Annotated in this window: 14 protein-coding genes and 3 tRNA genes; all 17 read left to right on the forward strand. The window is 70.4% G+C overall.

The window, feature by feature from the left end; translation table 11 throughout:
- Positions 1–37: 37 nt before the first annotated feature.
- Entirely contained in the window at positions 38–1348 is a 1311-nt protein-coding gene (gene folC, locus E8D38_RS08570) for a bifunctional tetrahydrofolate synthase/dihydrofolate synthase (protein WP_140627891.1), read from the forward strand.
- Positions 1349–1441: 93 nt separating this feature from the next.
- Complete coding sequence (locus E8D38_RS08575; protein WP_181178997.1) at positions 1442–2197, forward strand: SPOR domain-containing protein; 756 nt, start codon at positions 1442–1444, stop codon at positions 2195–2197.
- 4 nt (positions 2198–2201) lie between these two features.
- Complete coding sequence (locus E8D38_RS08580) at positions 2202–2699, forward strand: CvpA family protein (RefSeq protein ID WP_140627894.1); 498 nt, start codon at positions 2202–2204, stop codon at positions 2697–2699.
- A gap of 53 nt (positions 2700–2752) precedes the next feature.
- A complete protein-coding gene (purF, locus tag E8D38_RS08585; RefSeq protein WP_140627897.1) occupies positions 2753–4270 on the forward strand; it encodes an amidophosphoribosyltransferase in 1518 nt (505 codons plus the stop codon).
- A 33-nt stretch (positions 4271–4303) separates the two neighbouring features.
- A complete protein-coding gene (gene gltX, locus E8D38_RS08590) occupies positions 4304–5704 on the forward strand; it encodes a glutamate--tRNA ligase (RefSeq protein WP_140627900.1) in 1401 nt (466 codons plus the stop codon).
- A gap of 73 nt (positions 5705–5777) precedes the next feature.
- Positions 5778–5853: transfer RNA gene (locus E8D38_RS08595), tRNA-Ala, on the forward strand.
- Positions 5854–5886: 33 nt separating this feature from the next.
- Positions 5887–5962 (forward strand) — tRNA-Glu (locus E8D38_RS08600).
- Between the two features lie 49 nt (positions 5963–6011).
- Positions 6012–6088: transfer RNA gene (locus E8D38_RS08605), tRNA-Asp, on the forward strand.
- Between the two features lie 67 nt (positions 6089–6155).
- The gene (locus tag E8D38_RS08610) at positions 6156–6746 is read left to right on the forward strand and encodes an NUDIX hydrolase (protein ID WP_140627904.1); all 591 of its coding nucleotides are present in this window, start codon (positions 6156–6158) and stop codon (positions 6744–6746) included.
- Between the two features lie 197 nt (positions 6747–6943).
- A complete protein-coding gene (locus E8D38_RS08615) occupies positions 6944–7384 on the forward strand; it encodes a universal stress protein (RefSeq protein ID WP_181178998.1) in 441 nt (146 codons plus the stop codon).
- 24 nt (positions 7385–7408) lie between these two features.
- Positions 7409–8806, forward strand: coding sequence for an MBL fold metallo-hydrolase RNA specificity domain-containing protein (locus E8D38_RS08620; RefSeq protein ID WP_140627910.1), 1398 nt, complete (start codon positions 7409–7411; stop codon positions 8804–8806).
- A complete protein-coding gene (locus tag E8D38_RS08625; RefSeq protein WP_219851690.1) occupies positions 8797–9903 on the forward strand; it encodes a S1C family serine protease in 1107 nt (368 codons plus the stop codon). Before E8D38_RS08620 ends, E8D38_RS08625 begins: the two co-directional genes overlap by 10 nt.
- Positions 9900–12569 (forward strand): bifunctional acetate--CoA ligase family protein/GNAT family N-acetyltransferase, encoded by a 2670-nt coding sequence (locus E8D38_RS08630; RefSeq protein WP_140627916.1) that lies wholly within the window; start codon positions 9900–9902, stop codon positions 12567–12569. The genes E8D38_RS08625 and E8D38_RS08630 overlap by 4 nt, the downstream gene beginning before the upstream one ends.
- Before the next feature lie 73 nt (positions 12570–12642).
- Positions 12643–12921, forward strand: coding sequence for a hypothetical protein (locus tag E8D38_RS08635; RefSeq protein ID WP_140627919.1), 279 nt, complete (start codon positions 12643–12645; stop codon positions 12919–12921).
- Positions 12918–15581, forward strand: coding sequence for a cation-translocating P-type ATPase (locus tag E8D38_RS08640; RefSeq protein WP_246099408.1), 2664 nt, complete (start codon positions 12918–12920; stop codon positions 15579–15581). Before E8D38_RS08635 ends, E8D38_RS08640 begins: the two co-directional genes overlap by 4 nt.
- A complete protein-coding gene (locus tag E8D38_RS08645) occupies positions 15578–16579 on the forward strand; it encodes a magnesium transporter (protein ID WP_140627924.1) in 1002 nt (333 codons plus the stop codon). The genes E8D38_RS08640 and E8D38_RS08645 overlap by 4 nt, the downstream gene beginning before the upstream one ends.
- Before the next feature lie 71 nt (positions 16580–16650).
- Entirely contained in the window at positions 16651–17769 is a 1119-nt protein-coding gene (moaA, locus tag E8D38_RS08650) for a GTP 3',8-cyclase MoaA (protein WP_140627927.1), read from the forward strand.
- Positions 17770–17823 lie beyond the last annotated feature (54 nt).

Consider the following 17823-nt stretch of genomic DNA (forward strand, 5'->3'; position numbering starts at 1 on the left):
GGGCGCCGGCTTTTTCGTTCCCGGCACACATGCTTCCATGACCCTCGACGACTGGCTCGCCTACTGCGAGCGCATCCATCCCAGGACCATCGACATGGGCCTCGACCGCGTGCAGACGGTGCTGCAGCGTCTCGGCCTGAAGTTCGACGTGCCGGTGTTCACCGTGGCGGGCACCAACGGCAAGGGCTCCACTTGCGCAATGCTCGAGAGCATCCTGCTGCAGGCCGGCTACCGGGTAGGCCTGTATGCCAAGCCCCACCTCGTGCACTTCGAGGAGCGCTGCCGCGTCAACGGCAGGATGGTCGAGGCTGATGTGCTGGTGCCGCACTTCGAGGCGGTGGAGGCCGCGCGAGGCGAGGTGTCGCTGACCTACTTCGAGTTCACCACGCTCGTCATCGCACGTGCGCTGTCGATGGCCGAGGTGGACGTGGTGATCCTCGAGGTGGGGCTGGGCGGCCGGCTCGATGCGGTGAATGCGATAGACACCGACTGCGCCATCATCACGAGCATCGACCTCGATCACACCGACTACCTGGGGCCCGACCGCGAGTCGATCGGCCGCGAAAAGGCCGGCATCATGCGCACCGGCCGGCCGGTCATCGTGTCGGACCCGGTGCCGCCGCAGAGCGTGAAGGATCACGCACAAGCCATCGATGCCGACCTGTGGCTGTTCGGTCGCGACTTCAACTACAGCGGCGACAAGCAGCAGTGGTCCTGGGCCGGGCGCAACAAGCGCTACAACAGCATGGCCTACCCGGCGCTGCGAGGCGCCAACCAGCTGCTCAATGCCTCGGGCGTGCTGGCGGCACTGTCCGCCATGCACCACCGGCTGCCGATCTCCGCGCAGGCGGTGCGCACCGGGCTGGCGCTGGTCGAGCTGCCGGCACGGTTCCAGATCGTGCCGGGCCAGCCGACGCTGGTGCTTGACGTGGCGCACAACCCGCACGCAGTGGCGGCGCTGGCCAACAACCTCGACCAGATGGCGTTCTATCCGCGCACCTTTGCCGTGTTCGGCGCGATGGCGGACAAGGACATCTCCACGCTGCTGACGCGCATGCTGCCGGTAGTGGACGGCTGGTACTGCACCAACCTGCCCACGCCGCGCGCCGCCACGGCAGAAGCGCTCGTCGAACTCGTGCGCTCCGCGGAAGGGGAGGCCCGTGCCCGAGGCGCGGTCCTGCCGGCTCGCATCGATGCGAGCGCGCACGGCGACCCGCGCTCGGCCCTCCTGGCGGCACTCGAGGCTGCAGACCCCGCTGATAGAATCGTCGTCTTCGGATCGTTCTACACAGTGGGCGGCGTGATGAAGGACGGTCTGCCCCGCATGGCGGCCAAACATCTGGGCTGAGCGCGCGCGCCGGCCCTGTTCCGGGTTTCAACGCAGCAGTGGGTGGCGCCCCACGCCACGTTCGGCACCTTCCTACTGCCTACGCAACCGCACATGGGTCTGCTGTCATTCCTGAAACGAAGCCCCGACGAATCTTCCTCAGGCCGCAAGACAGCGCGAACCGCTGAGCCGGGCGAGGCCGATCGTGCACGCACGAGGGCGCGTCAGCGCCTCATCGGCGCTGCGGTCCTGGTCGGCCTGGGCGTGGTGGGCTTCCCCATCCTCTTCGATACCCAGCCCAGGCCGCTGCCGGTCGACATCCCGATCGAGATCCCGGCCAAGGACGGCGTCGCGGCGCTGCCGCAACCCAAGCCCCGGCCGACGGCGGCTCCCGCTGCGACTTCCTCGTCGCGGCCGGCCCCCTCGAGTACGCCGGTGCCTGCGGCCGAAGCGCCGCGCGAAGTGGCGGCTGCGCCCACGCCCGCTGCAACGCCCACGCCCAGCCCGACGCCGTCACCGCGGCCCACGGCCACCCCTGCGCCGACCAAGGCCCCCGAAAAGCCCGCCGAAGCCAAGCCCGCCAAGGAGGGTGCGCGCGCCCAGGCGCTGCTCGAGGGTCGCGAAGCGGCCGCAGAAGGTGCGGGCCGCTTCGTCGTGCAGGTGGGTGCCTTCGGCGATGCGAACGCCGCGCGCGAGGTGCGCCAGCGGGTCGAGAAGCTGGGGCTGAAGACCTATACCCAGGTGGTCGAGACGGGGGGCGGCAAGCGCATCCGCGTGCGCGTTGGCCCCTACGGCGATCGCGCTGAGGCCGAAAGAGCCGTGGCCAAGCTCAAGCAGGCCGGGCTGTCGCCTGCGTTGCTCACGCTCTGACCGGATGGCGCCGGTGGGTTGGATCGACATCGCGCTGATCTCGGTGCTGGGCCTTTCGGTGCTGGTCGGCCTGTTGCGGGGCTTCCTGTACGAGGTGCTGTCGCTGCTCGGCTGGGTGATCGCCTATTTCGCGGCCCAGTGGCTGACCCCGGTGGTGGCGCCGTCGCTGCCGGTCGGCGCACCGGGCTCGGCCTTGAATGCTGGCGCCGCGTTCGCATGTAGCTTCGTCGTGGTGCTGCTGGGCTGGGGCTTTTTGACGTGGCTGATCCAGAAGCTGGTGCAGGCGTCGCCGCTGAGCGTCGCCGACCGCCTGCTGGGTGCGGTCTTCGGGCTGGCGCGTGGTGTATTGATCGGGCTCGTGGCCGTGACGCTTGCAGGGATGACGCCGCTGGCCAAAACTGATGCGTGGCACGACTCGTTCGGGGTGGCGCTGCTGCAGGCAGGGCTCAAGGCACTCAAGCCGATGCTGCCCGACGAGGTGGTGCGTCACTTGCCGGCCTGATCGGCCAGCGCTCGTCTCTGTCTCTGGATCTGATCGTTGTTGTGGGGTGAAGTATGTGTGGCATCGTCGGTGTGATCTCGAAGGCGCCGGTCAACCAGCTGATCTATGACGCGCTGCTGCTGCTGCAGCACCGCGGCCAGGACGCAGCCGGCATCGTGACCGCCGTTGGAACCAAGTTCTTCATGCACAAGGCGCGCGGCATGGTGCGCGACGTGTTCCGTACCCGCAACATGCGGGCGCTGCCGGGCACGGTGGGCCTGGGCCAGGTCCGCTATCCCACGGCGGGCAACGCCTACAACGAGGAAGAGGCCCAGCCCTTCTACGTGAACGCGCCGTTCGGCCTGGTGCTGGTGCACAACGGCAACCTCACCAACGCACACCTGCTGAAGCAGGAGCTGTTCGCGATCGACCGGCGGCACATCAACACCGAAAGCGATTCCGAGGTGCTGCTCAACGTGCTGGCGCACGAGCTCGAACTTGCGGCGCGCGACCTGCCCAAGCTCACGCCGGCCGAGATCTTCAAGGCGGTGCGTGTGGTGCATCGCAGGCTGAAGGGTTCGTATGCGGTGGTGTGCCTGATCGCCGGCTACGGCCTGCTGGCCTTCCGCGACCCGCATGGCATTCGCCCGCTGTGCATCGGCGAGGCCGATCTGCCCGACGGCAAGGAAGTCATGGTGGCCAGCGAGTCGGTCACGCTCGAAGGCACGGGCCACAAGCTGCTGCGGGACGTCGCGCCCGGTGAAGCGGTGTTCGTCGACCTCGACGGCCGCATCCACACCCAGCAGTGTTCCGACCATGCAAGCCTCAGCCCCTGCATGTTCGAGTTCGTGTACCTCGCCCGGCCCGACTCGGTGATGGACGGCATCTCGGTGTACCAGGCACGCCTCAACCTCGGCGAGACGCTGGCACAGCGGCTCATCTCCACCATGCCGCCGAACGAGATCGACGTGGTGATCCCGATCCCGGAGTCGAGCCGGCCGTCGGCCATGCAGCTCGCGCAGAAGATCGGCAAGCCGTATCGCGAAGGCTTCGTGAAGAACCGCTACGTCGGCCGCACCTTCATCATGCCGGGGCAGGGCATGCGCAAGAAGTCGGTGCGCCAGAAGCTCAATGCCATCGGCTCGGAGTTCAAGGGCCGCAACGTGCTGCTGGTCGATGACTCCATCGTGCGCGGCACGACCTCGAAGGAGATCGTGCAGATGGCCCGCGAAGCCGGTGCCCGAAAGGTCTACCTCGCGTCCGCGGCGCCGCCGGTGCGCTTCCCGAACGTGTACGGCATCGACATGCCGACCAAGAGCGAACTCATCGCGCATGACCGCACCATCGAGGAAATCCGCGAGTACATCGGTGCCGACGCGCTGATCTACCAGGACGTTGCCGCCATGAAGCGAGCGGTCGGCTCGCTCAACACGGGGCTGGCGGGCTTCGAGGCGTCGTGCTTCGACGGCGTCTACATCACCGGCGACGTGAGCCCGGACGACTTCGCGGCCATGGAAGCACAGCGCCGCAGCCAGTCCGAAGACGAAGAAGACTCCCGCTCGCGCCTGGCGCTGCAGAACGCGAACGAATAGCCGAGCCGGCCGGTCGAAGGCCCCGCAACCAGCATGAGCAACAACCAACACATCCGCACTCGCTTCGCGCCGTCGCCCACGGGCTTCATCCACCTGGGCAACATCCGCTCGGCGCTGTACCCCTGGGCCTTCGCGCGCGCCAAGCAGGGCACGTTCATCCTGCGCATCGAAGACACCGACCTCGAGCGTTCGTCGCAGGCGGCGGTGGACGTGATCGTCGAAGGCATGAAGTGGCTGGGCCTCGATCACGACGAAGGCCCGTTCTTCCAGATGCAGCGCATGGAGCGCTACAAGGAAGTGCTCAGGCAGATGCTCGAAGCGGGGCTCGCCTACCACTGCTACATGTCCACCACCGAGCTCGACGCACTGCGCGAGCGCCAGATGGCGGCCAAGCAGAAGCCCCGCTACGACGGCACCTGGCGACCCGAGCCCGGCAAGACCCTGCCGCCGGTCCCGGCCGGGGTGCAGCCGGTCGTCCGCTTCCGCAACCCCATCGGCGGTTCGGTCGTGTGGGAGGACAAGGTCAAGGGCCGCATCGAGTTCAGCAACGACGAACTCGACGACCTCGTGATCGCCCGGCCCGACGGCACCCCCACCTACAACTTCTGCGTGGTCGTCGACGACATCGACATGCGGATCACCCACGTGATCCGCGGCGATGACCACGTGAACAACACGCCGCGCCAGATCAACATCTTCCGTGCGCTCGGCCAGGAGCCGCCGGTGTATGCGCACCTGCCCACCGTGCTCAACGAGCAGGGCGAGAAGATGAGCAAGCGCAACGGCGCCAAGCCCGTCACCCAGTACCGCGACGAAGGCTTCCTCGCCGACGCAGTGGTGAACTATCTCGCGCGGCTCGGCTGGAGCCATGGCGACGACGAGATCTTCTCGCGCGAGCAGTTCCTGCAATGGTTCGACCTCGACCATCTGGGCAAGAGCGCAGGGCAGTACGACGAGGCCAAGCTGCGCTGGGTGAATGCCCAGCACATGAAGATGACCAGCGACACGGTGCTCGCATCGCTGGTGCAGGTGCAGCTCGACAAGCGCGGCATCACCGCGCCTGTGGACCAACGCCTGGCCGGCATGTGCGGTCTCTTCAAGGACCGCTGCTCCACCACGGTGGAACTCGCGGACTGGCTGGCGATGTATTTCGTCGCGACCTCGCCATCGGACGAAGACCGTGCCGCGCACGTGACCGACGCGGTGAAGCCTGCGATCGCTGCACTGGCCGACCGGCTCGCGCATGCCGACTGGAACAAGGCGGCGATCAGCCAGGCCATCAAGGACACCATCGCCGAGCACAAGCTCAAGATGCCGCAGCTGGCGGTGCCGGTGCGCGTGCTGGTGTGCGGTCGTGCGCAGACGCCCTCGATCGACGCGGTGCTCGAACTCTTCTCACGCGATGAAGTCGTGACCCGCTTGCGCTCCGCGTAAAAAGCGGTATATACTCTCCGTCTCGCTTGAACAGCGCGCTTCACGGAGTAAAAACCATGAAGCAAACCCATAAGGGGGTATAGCTCAGCTGGGAGAGCGCTTGCATGGCATGCAAGAGGTCAGCGGTTCGATCCCGCTTACCTCCACCAAATGGAAGCGCAGTTCAAGTCGACGAAGAACATGACCCCTTCGTCTAGAGGCCTAGGACACGACCCTTTCACGGTTGTAACAGGGGTTCGAATCCCCTAGGGGTCGCCAAGTTCGACGGTACTTGCCGCACTCAGTGCGCGAACACCGTCACCGACGCGGAGTGGTAGTTCAGTCGGTTAGAATACCGGCCTGTCACGCCGGGGGTCGCGGGTTCGAGTCCCGTCCACTCCGCCACAAATCCAGACGGGGCAATCACTTTACGGTGGTTGCCCCGTTTGCCTTTTGGACTTTGGAGTCGGTCTTGGAATACGGATCCATCCGGGCGGAGGTCGAGGGCCTTCTCGCGAAGTACCTGCGTCACTTCGTTGGTGAGCACCACCGCTTCGGTTTGCTCCAGCGCCAGCTCGCCAGCGGTGAGAACCTCTTCATCCGGTCAAACATGACGGGCCACCTCACCAGCAGCGTGGCAGTGCTCAATCCGGGCGGCACGAAGATCCTGCTCATCGAGCACGCGTTCCTCCGCAAGTGGCTGACGCCCGGCGGTCACTACGAGGGCGGAACGGTCTGGGAGTCAGCGCTGCGCGAAGTCCGCGAGGAGACCGGCGTCGCCGATGCGCAGGCGCATCCCTGGTCGCTGGCCCACGGCATCCCGCTCGACATCGACAGCCACGACATCCCTGCGAACCCGGCCAAGGGGGAAGGTCCGCACGTCCATCACGACTTCCAGTTCCTGGCCGTGGCGCCCGAGCATCTTGAACTGCAAGCGCAGCTCGAGGAGGTTCACGCCGCGAAGTGGGCGCCGGTGGAGCAACTGGCGAGCTCGACAGATTCGCGGGTGCGCCGCGTCCTTGAAAAGCTGCATGGCGTCGGGGCCATTCCTCGGTGGCCATGAGCTTCGGACCATGAGCGAGGGCGCCGCCAGGCATACCCTGGCCTGAGGTATCGACGGCTCAGCCCGAACGAACGGAGAGAGTGGCCGCTCCTCGCGAGCAAGGCGCCAGGCCCACAGGCGAGGCGCCCTTGACGCGCGTCAAACGTGCCGGGGCGGTGCGCACGCAAGATGCCTCCCATCCCCGACGAATGACGACCATGTATCGCCATCTGCTCGTGCCGGTGGACGGCACGTTGTTCTCAGAGACCGCCATGCGCAGCGGCGTGCAGCTGGCCCATGCCATGGCGGCCCGCGTCACCGGCCTCATCGTCGAGCCCGAGGCATCGCTGGGCTCGGGCCATTCGGCTTCGCACTACCTCGAAACGCTGCACGAACACGCCGGCCAGCAGCTGCGGCATGCCAGCCAGGTCATGTCGCGCTTCGCGGCCATGGCGCAGGCGCAGGGCGTGCCATTCAGCGGCCACTACGTGTGCACCGGTCACATCGAAGACGCCATTGCCCAGATCGCGCGCCGCGAAGGCTGTGACCTGGTGGTGATGAGCACGCACGCACGCACCGGCCTGGACGGCGTGCTCAAGGGCTCGCGGACCAAGGGCGTGCTCGCCCGCACGCAGCTGCCGGTGCTGGTGCTGCGCTGAAGAGACCCCACACAAGGACCTCGCATGAACACCCCACCTGACACTTCGGCGCAGCTCACCTTCCTCGGCGCCGCCGGCACCGTGACCGGTTCGCGCTACCTGCTCGAGGCGGCGGGCCACCGGGTGCTGGTGGACTGCGGCCTGTTCCAGGGCTACAAGACGCTGCGCATGCGCAACTGGGAACCGCTGCCCGTGGGCGCGCGCCACATCGACGCGGTGGTCCTCACCCATGCGCACCTCGACCACAGCGGCTACCTGCCGCGGCTGGTGCGCGACGGCTTCAAGGGCCGGGTGTGGTGCACGCCGGCCACGCGCGCGCTGTGCGAGGTGCTGCTGCCCGATTCCGGCCACCTGCAGGAAGAAGATGCGGCCTTCGCCAACCGGCATGGCTTCTCCAAGCACAAGCCTGCCGAGCCGCTCTATACCCGGGCGGACGCCCTCGCCAGTCTGGAGCGTTTCGAGACGGTGCCGTTCGGCCAGGGCTTCGAGCCGGCCCCCGGCATGCAGGTGCGGCTCGCTCCTCAGGGGCACATCCTGGGCGCCGCCAGCGCGCGCTTCGAGCTGGCAGGCACCAGCATCACCTTCAGCGGCGACATCGGCCGGCCGCACGACCCCATCATGCGGCCGCCGCAGCCTCTGCAGGCCTGCGACTGGCTCGTCACCGAATCCACCTACGGCGACCGCGAACACCTGGCCGAAAACCTGGAGGACGCACTCGGCGCGGTGATCCGCCGCGTGGCCGCACATGGGGGCGTGGTGGTGATCCCGGCCTTCGCCGTGGCGCGCGCGCAGGCGCTGCTGCACCACATCGCGAGGCTGCGCCAGCGCGAGGCGATCCCGCACCTGCCGGTGTATCTGGACAGCCCGATGGCCATCGACGTGACCGGGCTCTACAAGCACTTCCGGCGCGAACACCGGCTCAGTGACGAGGAATGCCATGCCATGTGCGGCGGCGCGACCTTCGTGCGCACGGTCGAAGACTCGAAGCGGCTGAGCGCGCGGCGCGGGCCGATGGTCATCGTCTCGGCCAGCGGCATGGCCACCGGCGGGCGGGTGCTGCACCACCTCAAGGCCTTCGCGTCCGACCACCGCAATGCCATCGTGCTGGCCGGCTACCAGGTGCCCGGCACACGAGGGGCCACGCTGGCCGCCGGCGCGCCCAGCGTACGCATCCACGGCATCGACGTGCCGGTGCGGGCCGAGGTGGTGCAGCTCGAAGGCGCCTCTGCACATGCCGATGCGAGCGAGATCATGGACTGGCTGCGCACCGCGCCGCAGGCGCCGCGCGGCGTGTTCGTCACGCATGGCGAGGCGGGCGCCGCCGACGCGCTGCGCCAGCGCATCGAGCGCGAGCTCGGCTGGTCGGCGCGGGTGCCGATGTTCCGCGACCGCATCGACCTGGGCAGCGGGGCGTGGTCGTGAGCCTGTGGCCGCTCGCCTCGCGGGCGTGGCTGGCAGCAGCCTTCGCCAGCATGCCGGCCGCCTGCGCCACGTGGCAGCCGGCCCCGCAGCCATCGGCTGTCGTCTCGTTGGCAGCGCCCGGTCCGGCCGACTTCGCCGAGGCGGTCAACCGCGGCGTTCATGCCGCGGTGGGCGTCTACGGCGTCGGCAAGAAGCTCAACCTGGCCGATGCCGACCCGGTGTCGCGGCCGGCCATCGGCATGGCGCCCGAACAGCTCCAACCCGACCCCGGAACAGGCGACCCGGCGTCCATCGGCTCGGGATTCTTCGTCGACGCGCAGGGCTACCTGGTCACCGCGGCGCACGTGGTCACCAGCGTGCAGTCCATCGTGGTCAAGCTGGCCGACCAGCGCGTGCTGGCCGCGCAGCTGGTGGGGGTGGATGAAGACGCCGACATCGCGCTGCTGAAGGTGCCGCTGGCCGAGCCCATCGTGCCGCGCTTCGGCAGCTCGCTGTCGCTGAGCCCGGGCGACTGGGTGCTGGCGCTGGGGGAGCCCTACGGGCTGGAGCGCACCGTGGTCGCCGGCATCGTGGGCGGTGCGCGCCGACATTTCATCGAAGACAGCGATGTGCTGTTCATCCAGGCCGACCTGGCGCTCAACCCGGGCAACTCCGGCGGGCCGCTGCTCGACACCTCCGGCGCCATCGTCGGCATGAATTCGCGCATCGTGGTGGGCGGCATCGGCGCACCGGGCGTGGCGCTTGCCATCCCCATCGAGATCGTCCTGCAGCTGGCCGCCGAGCTGCGCAGCGGCGGCGGCCGCCAGCGGCCACGGCTGGGCGCGGCGTTCGAAGATGTGCCGCCGCAGCTGGCGCTGGCCGCCGGCCGGCACTACAGCAGCGGCGCGCTCGTGAAGGCGGTGTCGCCTGGCAGCCTGGCCGAACGCCTGGGCCTGAAGGCGGGCGACATCGTGGTCGGCATGAACCGCCTGCCGGTGGGCGACAGCGCCGAGCTGGTGCGGCTGCTGCTTGCGTGGCGCAGCGTGCCCGGCACGGTGATGACCGTGTACCGCGAAGGCGGCTATCGACAACTCGCATGGCCAGGGAGCCCGCATTGAGTGTCCGCAACCTCGAAGCCTTGTTCCGGCCCGCCTCGGTGGCGGTGATCGGTGCTTCCGACCGGGCCGGCAGCATCGGCGCGCTGGTCATGCGCAACCTGCTGCAAGGCGGCTTCGCCGGCCCTGTCTGGCCGGTGAACCCGAAGCGCGACACCGTGGCCCGCCTGCGGGCCTGGGCCGGCGTCGGCCAGCTACCGCAGGCGCCCGACCTCGCGATCATCTGCACGCCGGCGCCCACGGTGCCTGGCCTGGTCGCCGAGCTGGGGCGCAAGGGCACGCGTGCCGCGGTGGTGCTGACCGCCGGCCTCAAGGCCGCGCAACGACCCGGCGGGCCGACACTCGAGCAGGCCATGCTCGATGCGGCACGGCCCCACCTGCTGCGCATCCTCGGCCCCAATTGCGTGGGGCTGCTGGTGCCCGGCGTGGGGCTCAATGCCAGCTTCGCGCACCTGGCAGCGCGGCCCGGGCGGCTGGCCTTCGTGTCGCAATCAGGCGCGCTGGCCACCGCCATGCTCGACTGGAGCGACGCGCGCGGCATCGGCTTCTCGCACTTCATCTCGCTGGGCGACAGCGCCGACGTCGACTTCGGCGACGTGCTCGACTACCTGGGCAGCGACGCGGGCACGCGCGCCATCCTCATGTACGTCGAGTCGGTGAAACACGCGCGCAAGTTCATGTCGGCCGCGCGGGCCGCCGCCCGCAACAAGCCGGTGCTGGTGGTGAAGGCCGGCCGCGCGCCCGAGGGCGCGCGTGCGGCGGCCTCGCACACCGGCGCGCTGGCCGGCTCCGATGCGGTGTTCGATGCGGCGGTGCGCCGCGCCGGCATGCTGCGCGTGCTCACCCTGGAAGACCTGTTCGATGCGGCCGAGACGCTGGCACACGCACAGCCGCTGCACGGCGAGCGGCTGGCCATCGTCACCAACGGCGGCGGGGCCGGCGTGCTGGCCGCCGACGCGCTGTCGGTGGCCGGGGGCGCGCTCGCGCCGCTGGCGGCCGCCACGCTGCAGCGGCTCGACGCTGCGCTGCCGGCCACCTGGTCGCATGCGAACCCGGTGGACATCATTGGCGATGCCCCCGTGGAGCGCTACACCGCGGCACTGCAGGCGTTGCTCGAAGCGCCGGAGGCCGATGCGGTGCTCTTCATGCACGCGCCCACTGCTGTAGTGCCCAGCCCCGAGATCGCAGACGCCTGCCTGCCCCTCATGCGCGCGGCCGCCAAGCCGGTGCTGACCTGCTGGCTCGGCGGCACGGCGGTGGCGCCGGCCCGCGCCGCCTGCGCCGAAGCCGGCGTGCCCACCTACGAAACCCCGGAGCGGGCCGCGCAGGCCTTCCTGCATCTGGTGCAGTACCGGCGCAACCAGGAAGCCCTGCTGCAGGCGCCCACCGCGGGCGGCGATGGCGCCGCCCCCGACGTGGCAGCAGCCCGCGCGTTGCTGGAGGCCGCCCTGGCCGACGGCCGCGACGAGCTGAACGAAACCGAGGCGAAGGCCTTGCTGGCCGCCTATGGCGTGCCGGTGGTCGCCACCCGCAGCGTGCCCGGCACCGAAGCCGCACTGGCCGCGGCGGCGGAGATCGGCTACCCGGTGGTGCTCAAGATCCTGTCGCCGCAGATCTCGCACAAGTCCGACGTGGGCGGCGTGGCGCTCGACCTGGGCTCCGCCGCCGAGCTGCAACAGGCAGCCGACGCCATGCTGGCCCGCGTGGCCAGGCTGAGGCCCGACGCCCACGTCGCCGGCTTCACCGTCCAGGCCATGGTGCGCCGCCCGCGTGCGCACGAGCTGATCGTGGGCCTGGCCAGCGATGCGGTGTTCGGCCCGGTGGTGCTGTTCGGGCAGGGCGGCACGGCGGTCGAAGTGGTGGCCGACCGCGCGATCGCCTTGCCGCCGCTGAACACGAACCTTGCAGCCGACCTGGTGGGCCGCACCCGCGTGGCCCGGTTGCTGGCGGGCTACCGTGACCGCAGCCCGGCCGACCTGCGAGCCGTGCACGAGGCCATGGTCAAGGTGTCGCAGATGGCCTGCGACCTGCCGCAGCTCGCCGAGCTCGACATCAATCCGCTGCTGGCCGACGAACACGGCGTGCTCGCGCTCGATGCCCGGGTGAAGCTGCAGCCTGCGCAGGGTGCGGTGCCGCTGGCGATCCGTCCGTACCCGGCGCAGCTCGAGGAGCCGGTGCAGCTCGGCGGCGAGGCGGTGCTGCTGCGCCCCATCCGCCCGGAAGACGAGCCGCTGCTGCGCTCGCTGTATGCGAGCGCCACGCCCGAGGAGATGCGGCTGCGGTTCTTCCTGGCCCGCCGGGAGGTGCCGCGTTCGGAGCTGGCCCGCTACAGCCAGATCGACTACGACCGCGACATGACCTTCGTCGCGGTGGCCCCGGCGCACGGCGAGGCCGGGCTGCTGGGCGAGGTGCGCTCGGTGTGCGACCCCGACGGCGAGCAGGCCGAGTTCTCGATCCAGGTGCGCCATGGCTGGCAGGGGCAGGGCATCGGCCGCCTGCTGCTGTCCAAGCTGCTGCGCTACCTGCGCGAGCGCGGCGTGCGGCGGCTGGTGGGCCAGTGCCTGCCGGCCAACGATGCGATGGTGGCGCTGGCCCGCGGCCTCGGCTTCGAGTCGCGGCGGCACCCGGTCGAGGATGTGGTGCTGCTGCAGCTCGAACTGCGGCATTGAGGCGCGTCAAGGTCGCGCGTCGTGCTTCGGCGCAGAGTGCGTGCACCACCCGAATCACTCGCTAGGAGCTGCCATGAAGACCCTCGTCTGCTGCATCGTGTTCGCCTCTGCACTGGCCGGCTGCGCGCAGCCGGGGCCGCCCCGCCACTCGGGCATGCAGGCGGCGAAGGACGGCGCCGCGGGCAGCGAGTGCGCCAGCCACATGAAGGACATGAAGGCCGGTCACGAGCGCATGCCGATGCATGCCGCGGCAGGCGCCAGTGCGCCGCAAGATCATGGGCAGGCCCCGGCGCAAGGCGCCGGCGGCATGATGGCCATGCAAGGCGAATGCAAGATGATGCCCAAGCCTTGAGGCAGCCACATGCCGAGGCGCCGCCTGCCGGCGGCGCCGGCCACCGGCAGGTCGACGGTGCGCACCTGCACAGCGCCGACCTCGTGGCCGAAAGACTCGAGGTCGACCCGCGCAACGGCCTGGCGCCGCCCGAAGCAGCGCAGCGGCGTGCCGTGCACGGCGAGAACCGGTTGCCCGAGCCGCCGCCGCGCGGCCTGCTGCGCCGCGTCCTCGACCAGTTCCGCGACTTCATGGTGCTGGTGCTGCTGGCGGCGGCCGTGCTGTCCGGATTCGTGGGCGATGCGGCCGACACCGCGGCCATCGTCGTGATCGTGCTGCTCAATGCCGCCATCGGACTCACCCAGGAATGGCGGGCCGAGCGCGCCCTCGAAGCCCTGCAGCGGTTGGCCACGCCGCAGGCCACCGTGCGCCGCGGCGGCCTGTCGCAATGCATCGAGACCGCCCAGCTGGTGCCCGGTGACGTGGTGCTGCTGGAGGCCGGCAACCTGGTGCCGGCGGACCTGCGGCTGCACGAGGTGGCGCAACTGCGTGTCGACGAATCGGCGCTCACCGGTGAATCGGCCACCGTCGAAAAACACAGCGAAGCGCTGCCGCACGGCGAACACGCATTGGGCGACCGCCTCAACATGGCCTTCAAGGGCACGCTGGTCACCCATGGGCGGGCCGAAGGCCTGGTGGTGGCCACCGGCGTGCACACCGAGCTGGGCCGCGTGGCCGGGCTGCTGCGCGACACCGAGGAGCGCAGCACGCCGCTGCAGCGCCGGCTCGCCGACTTCGGCAAGCGGCTGTCGCTGGTCGTGCTGGCGATCTGCGCGGTGATGTTCGGCGTGGGCGTGCTGCTGCGGGGCGAGCCGCTGTTGCTGATGGCACTCACCGCCATCAGCCTGGCGGTGGCGGCCATCCCCGAGGCGCTGCCGGCGGTGGTGACGGTGCTGCTGGCGCTCGGGGCCCGCCGCATGGTCCAGGTCAACGCGCTGGTGCGCCGGTTGCCCTCGGTCGAGACGCTGGGCTCGGTGAGCGTGATCTGCTCCGACAAGACCGGCACGCTCACCTGCAACCGCATGCGCGTGCAGGCGCTGGAACGCTGGGGCCGCCTTGAGCCGTCCGCCGTGTGGCAGGCCGCGCTGCTGTGCAACGACGCCAGCCTGAATGCCGAAGGCTGCTGGAGCGGCGACCCGACGGAAACCGCGCTGGCCGAGGCTGCGCAGGCAGCCGGCGTCGATGCCGCGGCGCTGCGGCGGGACCTGCAGCGCCGGCATGAATGGCCCTTCGACTCGCAGCGCAAGCGCATGAGCACGCTGCATGGGCAGCCGGGCGACTGGCTGGTCGTCACCAAGGGGGCGCCCGAAAGCGTGCTGCCGCTGTGCACCGCGGTGGCCACCGCACAAGGCGAACAGCCGCTCGACGTGGCGGCTGCGCTGGACACCGCGGCCGACCTCGCGGCCCGCGGCATGCGGGTGCTGGCCATCGCCCGGCGCCGCTGGCTGCACGACCCGGCGGCACTGCAGGCGCCTGCGCTGGAGCAGGGCCTCGTGCTGCTCGGGCTGGTGAGCCTGGCCGACCCGCCGCGCCCTGAAGCACTGGAGGCGGTGACGGCCTGCCGCAGCGCCGGCATCGTGCCGGTCATGATCACCGGCGACCACCCGGCCACCGCGCTCGCCATTGCCCGGCAGCTCGGCATCGCACCGGCCGAAGGCGAGGGTGGCGCCGGGGAACACGCGGTCCTCACCGGCGCCCAGCTCGCCCGGCTCGACGACGCGAGCCTCGCGCGAGCGGTGCGCGACGTGCGGGTGTATGCGCGGGTGGACCCCGCGCAGAAGATCCGCATCGTGCAGGCGCTGCAGTCGCACGGCCAGTTCGTGGCGATGACCGGCGACGGCGTGAACGACGCGCCGGCCTTGAAGGCGGCCGACATCGGCGTGGCCATGGGCCGCGGCGGCACCGACGTGGCGCGGCAGGCGGCCAGCCTGGTGCTGCTGGACGACAACTTCGCGAGCATCGTGGCGGCGGTGCGCGAAGGCCGGCGCATCTTCGACAACATCCGCAAGTTCGTGCGCTATGCGATGACCGGCAACTCCGGCGAGATCTGGACGCTGTTCCTCGCGCCGCTGCTGGGGCTGCCCATCCCATTGCTGCCGCTGCACATCCTGTGGGTCAACCTGGTGACCGACGGTTTGCCCGGCCTCGCGCTGGCCGCCGAGCCGGCCGAGCGGGGCGTGATGCAGCGCCCGCCGCGCGCCCCCGGAGAGAGCGTGCTGGGCGGCGGTCTGTGGCAGCACACGCTGTGGGTCGGGCTGCTCATCGCGGCGCTGTGCCTGGGCGTGCAGGCCTGGGCGCTGCAGGCCGGCATGCCGTGGCAGACCATGGTGTTCTCGGTGCTCACGCTGGCGCAGATGGCGCACGTGCTGGCCATCCGCTCCGAGACCGACTCGCTGTTCTCGCTCGGGCTGCGCAGCAACCGGCCGCTCGCCGCGGCGGTGCTGCTCACGCTCGGGTTGCAGCTGGCGGTCGTCTACCTGCCCGCGCTGCAGGCGGTGTTTCGCACCGAGGCGCTGTCGGCGCCGGAACTGGCGATCTGCGCGGCGGCGGCCTCGGTGGTCTTCGTGGCGGTCGAGGCCGAGAAGGCCCTGCGCCGGCGCCGCGCAGGGCGTGCTGCATGAAGCGCCCTGCGGATCCTCGGCGTGATCACGAGGCACCCGGCCGCGAGACCTGCGCCGAACACCTGAGCCCGCGGGCCCTGCTGGCGCATGAGGACGACACCGTCGAGACCGTGCGCCACTCGGTGCGGCGGCTCGGCCGCAACGGGGTGTGGGAGCTGGTGTGCGTGGTCGACCAGGACCGGCACCTGCTCGGCACGCTGTCGGCTCGAGACCTGCTGGTGCTGCCCGATGCGGCCCGGGCGGGCGCCTGCATGGACAGGCAGCCGCCCTCGGTGCGCGCTTCGGCCGAGCCGGAGCAGATGGCCTCGATGGCGCTGCACCACGGCGTGGCCGCGATGCCGGTGCTCGACGAACAAGGGCGCCTGCTCGGCGTGGCCGGCCCGGCTGCGCTGATGGACATCCTGCGCCGCGAGCATGTGTCCGACCTGCACCGGCTGGCGGGCATCACCCGCGAAACGCGCAAGGCGCGGCAGGCGATCGAGGAGCCGCCGCTGCGGCGGGTGCGCCACCGCCTGCCCTGGCTGCTGGTGGGGCTGGCAGGCAGCATGCTGGCCACGCTGGTGGTGTCGCGGTTCGAGGCGTCCATTGCCGAACGCACCGCGCTGGCCTTTTTCGTGCCGGGCCTCGTGTACCTGGCCGATGCGATCGGCACCCAGACGGAGGCGGTGGCGGTGCGCGGCCTGTCCATCAGCCGCATGGGCCTGGCCCGGCTGGCGAGCGGCGAGCTTCGCAGCGGGCTGCTGATCGGCCTGCTGCTCGCGCTGCTGGTGTTTCCGATGGTGTGGTGGGTGTTCGGTGATGCACGCCTGGCCGCCACGGTGGGCGCGGCGCTGGCGGCTGCCAGCACGGTCGCCTCGCTGCTGGGCCTGCTGCTGCCATGGGCGCTGCAGCGGCGCGGCCTGGACCCGGCCTATGGCAGCGGCCCCCTGGCCACCATCATCCAGGACGTGCTGAGCCTGCTGATCTACTTCCTCTGCGCCGCGGCCATCCTGGGCTGAGCGCGTTCGGTGGCGGTCTTGACCACCGTCAAGGACTTCGAGGGCCGGTTCACGACACGATGCCACCCGAGATGAAAGCCCGCGTCATTCCCCTGGTCGACGAGCGCATGCGCCGCATGGCTGCGCATGCGCTCCTGCATGACGAACCGGCCGGCAGCGTGCCGGTGCACGACACCCTCGGCCGCCCGCTGCACGACCTGCGCATCTCGGTGACCGACCGCTGCAACTTCCGCTGCGGCTACTGCATGCCGCGCGAGCTGTTCGCCGGGCAGGGCCTGTTCATGCCGCGTTCCGAACTGCTCGACTTCGACGAGATCACGCGGCTCGCGTCGGTGTTCGTGAGCCAGGGCGTGCGCAAGATCCGCCTCACCGGCGGAGAGCCCCTGCTGCGGCGCGACGTCGAACGGCTGGTCGGCATGCTGGCCATGCTGCGCACACCCGCCGGCGAGCCGGTGGAGCTGACGCTCACCACCAACGGTTCGCTGCTGGCGCGCAAGGCGGCCGCGCTGAAGGCCGCGGGACTCCACCGGGTGACAGTCAGCCTCGATGCACTGGACGACGCCGTGTTCCGCCGCATGAACGACGCCGACTTCCCGGTGGCCGAGGTGCTGCGCGGCATCGACGCCGCACTGGCCGCGGGCCTTTCGCCGCTGAAGGTCAACACCGTGGTGCAGCGCGGCGTGAACGACCATGAGGTCGAGGCCATCGTGCGGCACTTCCGCCACACGCCGGTGGTGCCGCGCTTCATCGAGTACATGGATGTGGGCGGCAGCCATGGCTGGCGCATGGACCAGGTGGTGCCGTCGGCCGAACTGCTGCAGCGGCTCGCCCGCCGCCATGCGCTGCTGCCGATGGAGCCGGCCCGCAAGGGAGAAACCGCCAGCCGCTGGCGCCATGCCGACGGCGCAGGCGAGATCGGCTTCATCAGCAGCGTGACGCAGGCCTTCTGCGGCGACTGCAACCGTGCGCGGCTGTCGGCAGACGGCCGCCTCGTCACCTGCCTGTTCGGCCGGCACGGGCTGGACCTGCGTGCGCTGCTGCGCGAGGCGGGTGCCGGCGACGCGCAGCTGGGCGCGGCGATCCGCGGCACCTGGCGCGCACGCAGCGACCGCTACTCGGAACAGCGCGGCAGCCAGCCGCCGGGCGATGCCGGCGACGGCCGCGTCGCGATGCACTACATCGGCGGCTGAGCCGCCGGCTCGAATCCGGGCTTGACGAGTGTCAAGCCGCCCGCGGGGGGCGGC

The sequence above is a fragment of the Methylibium rhizosphaerae genome, from assembly GCF_006386545.1.
Lineage (GTDB): Bacteria > Pseudomonadota > Gammaproteobacteria > Burkholderiales > Burkholderiaceae_C > Pseudorivibacter > Pseudorivibacter rhizosphaerae.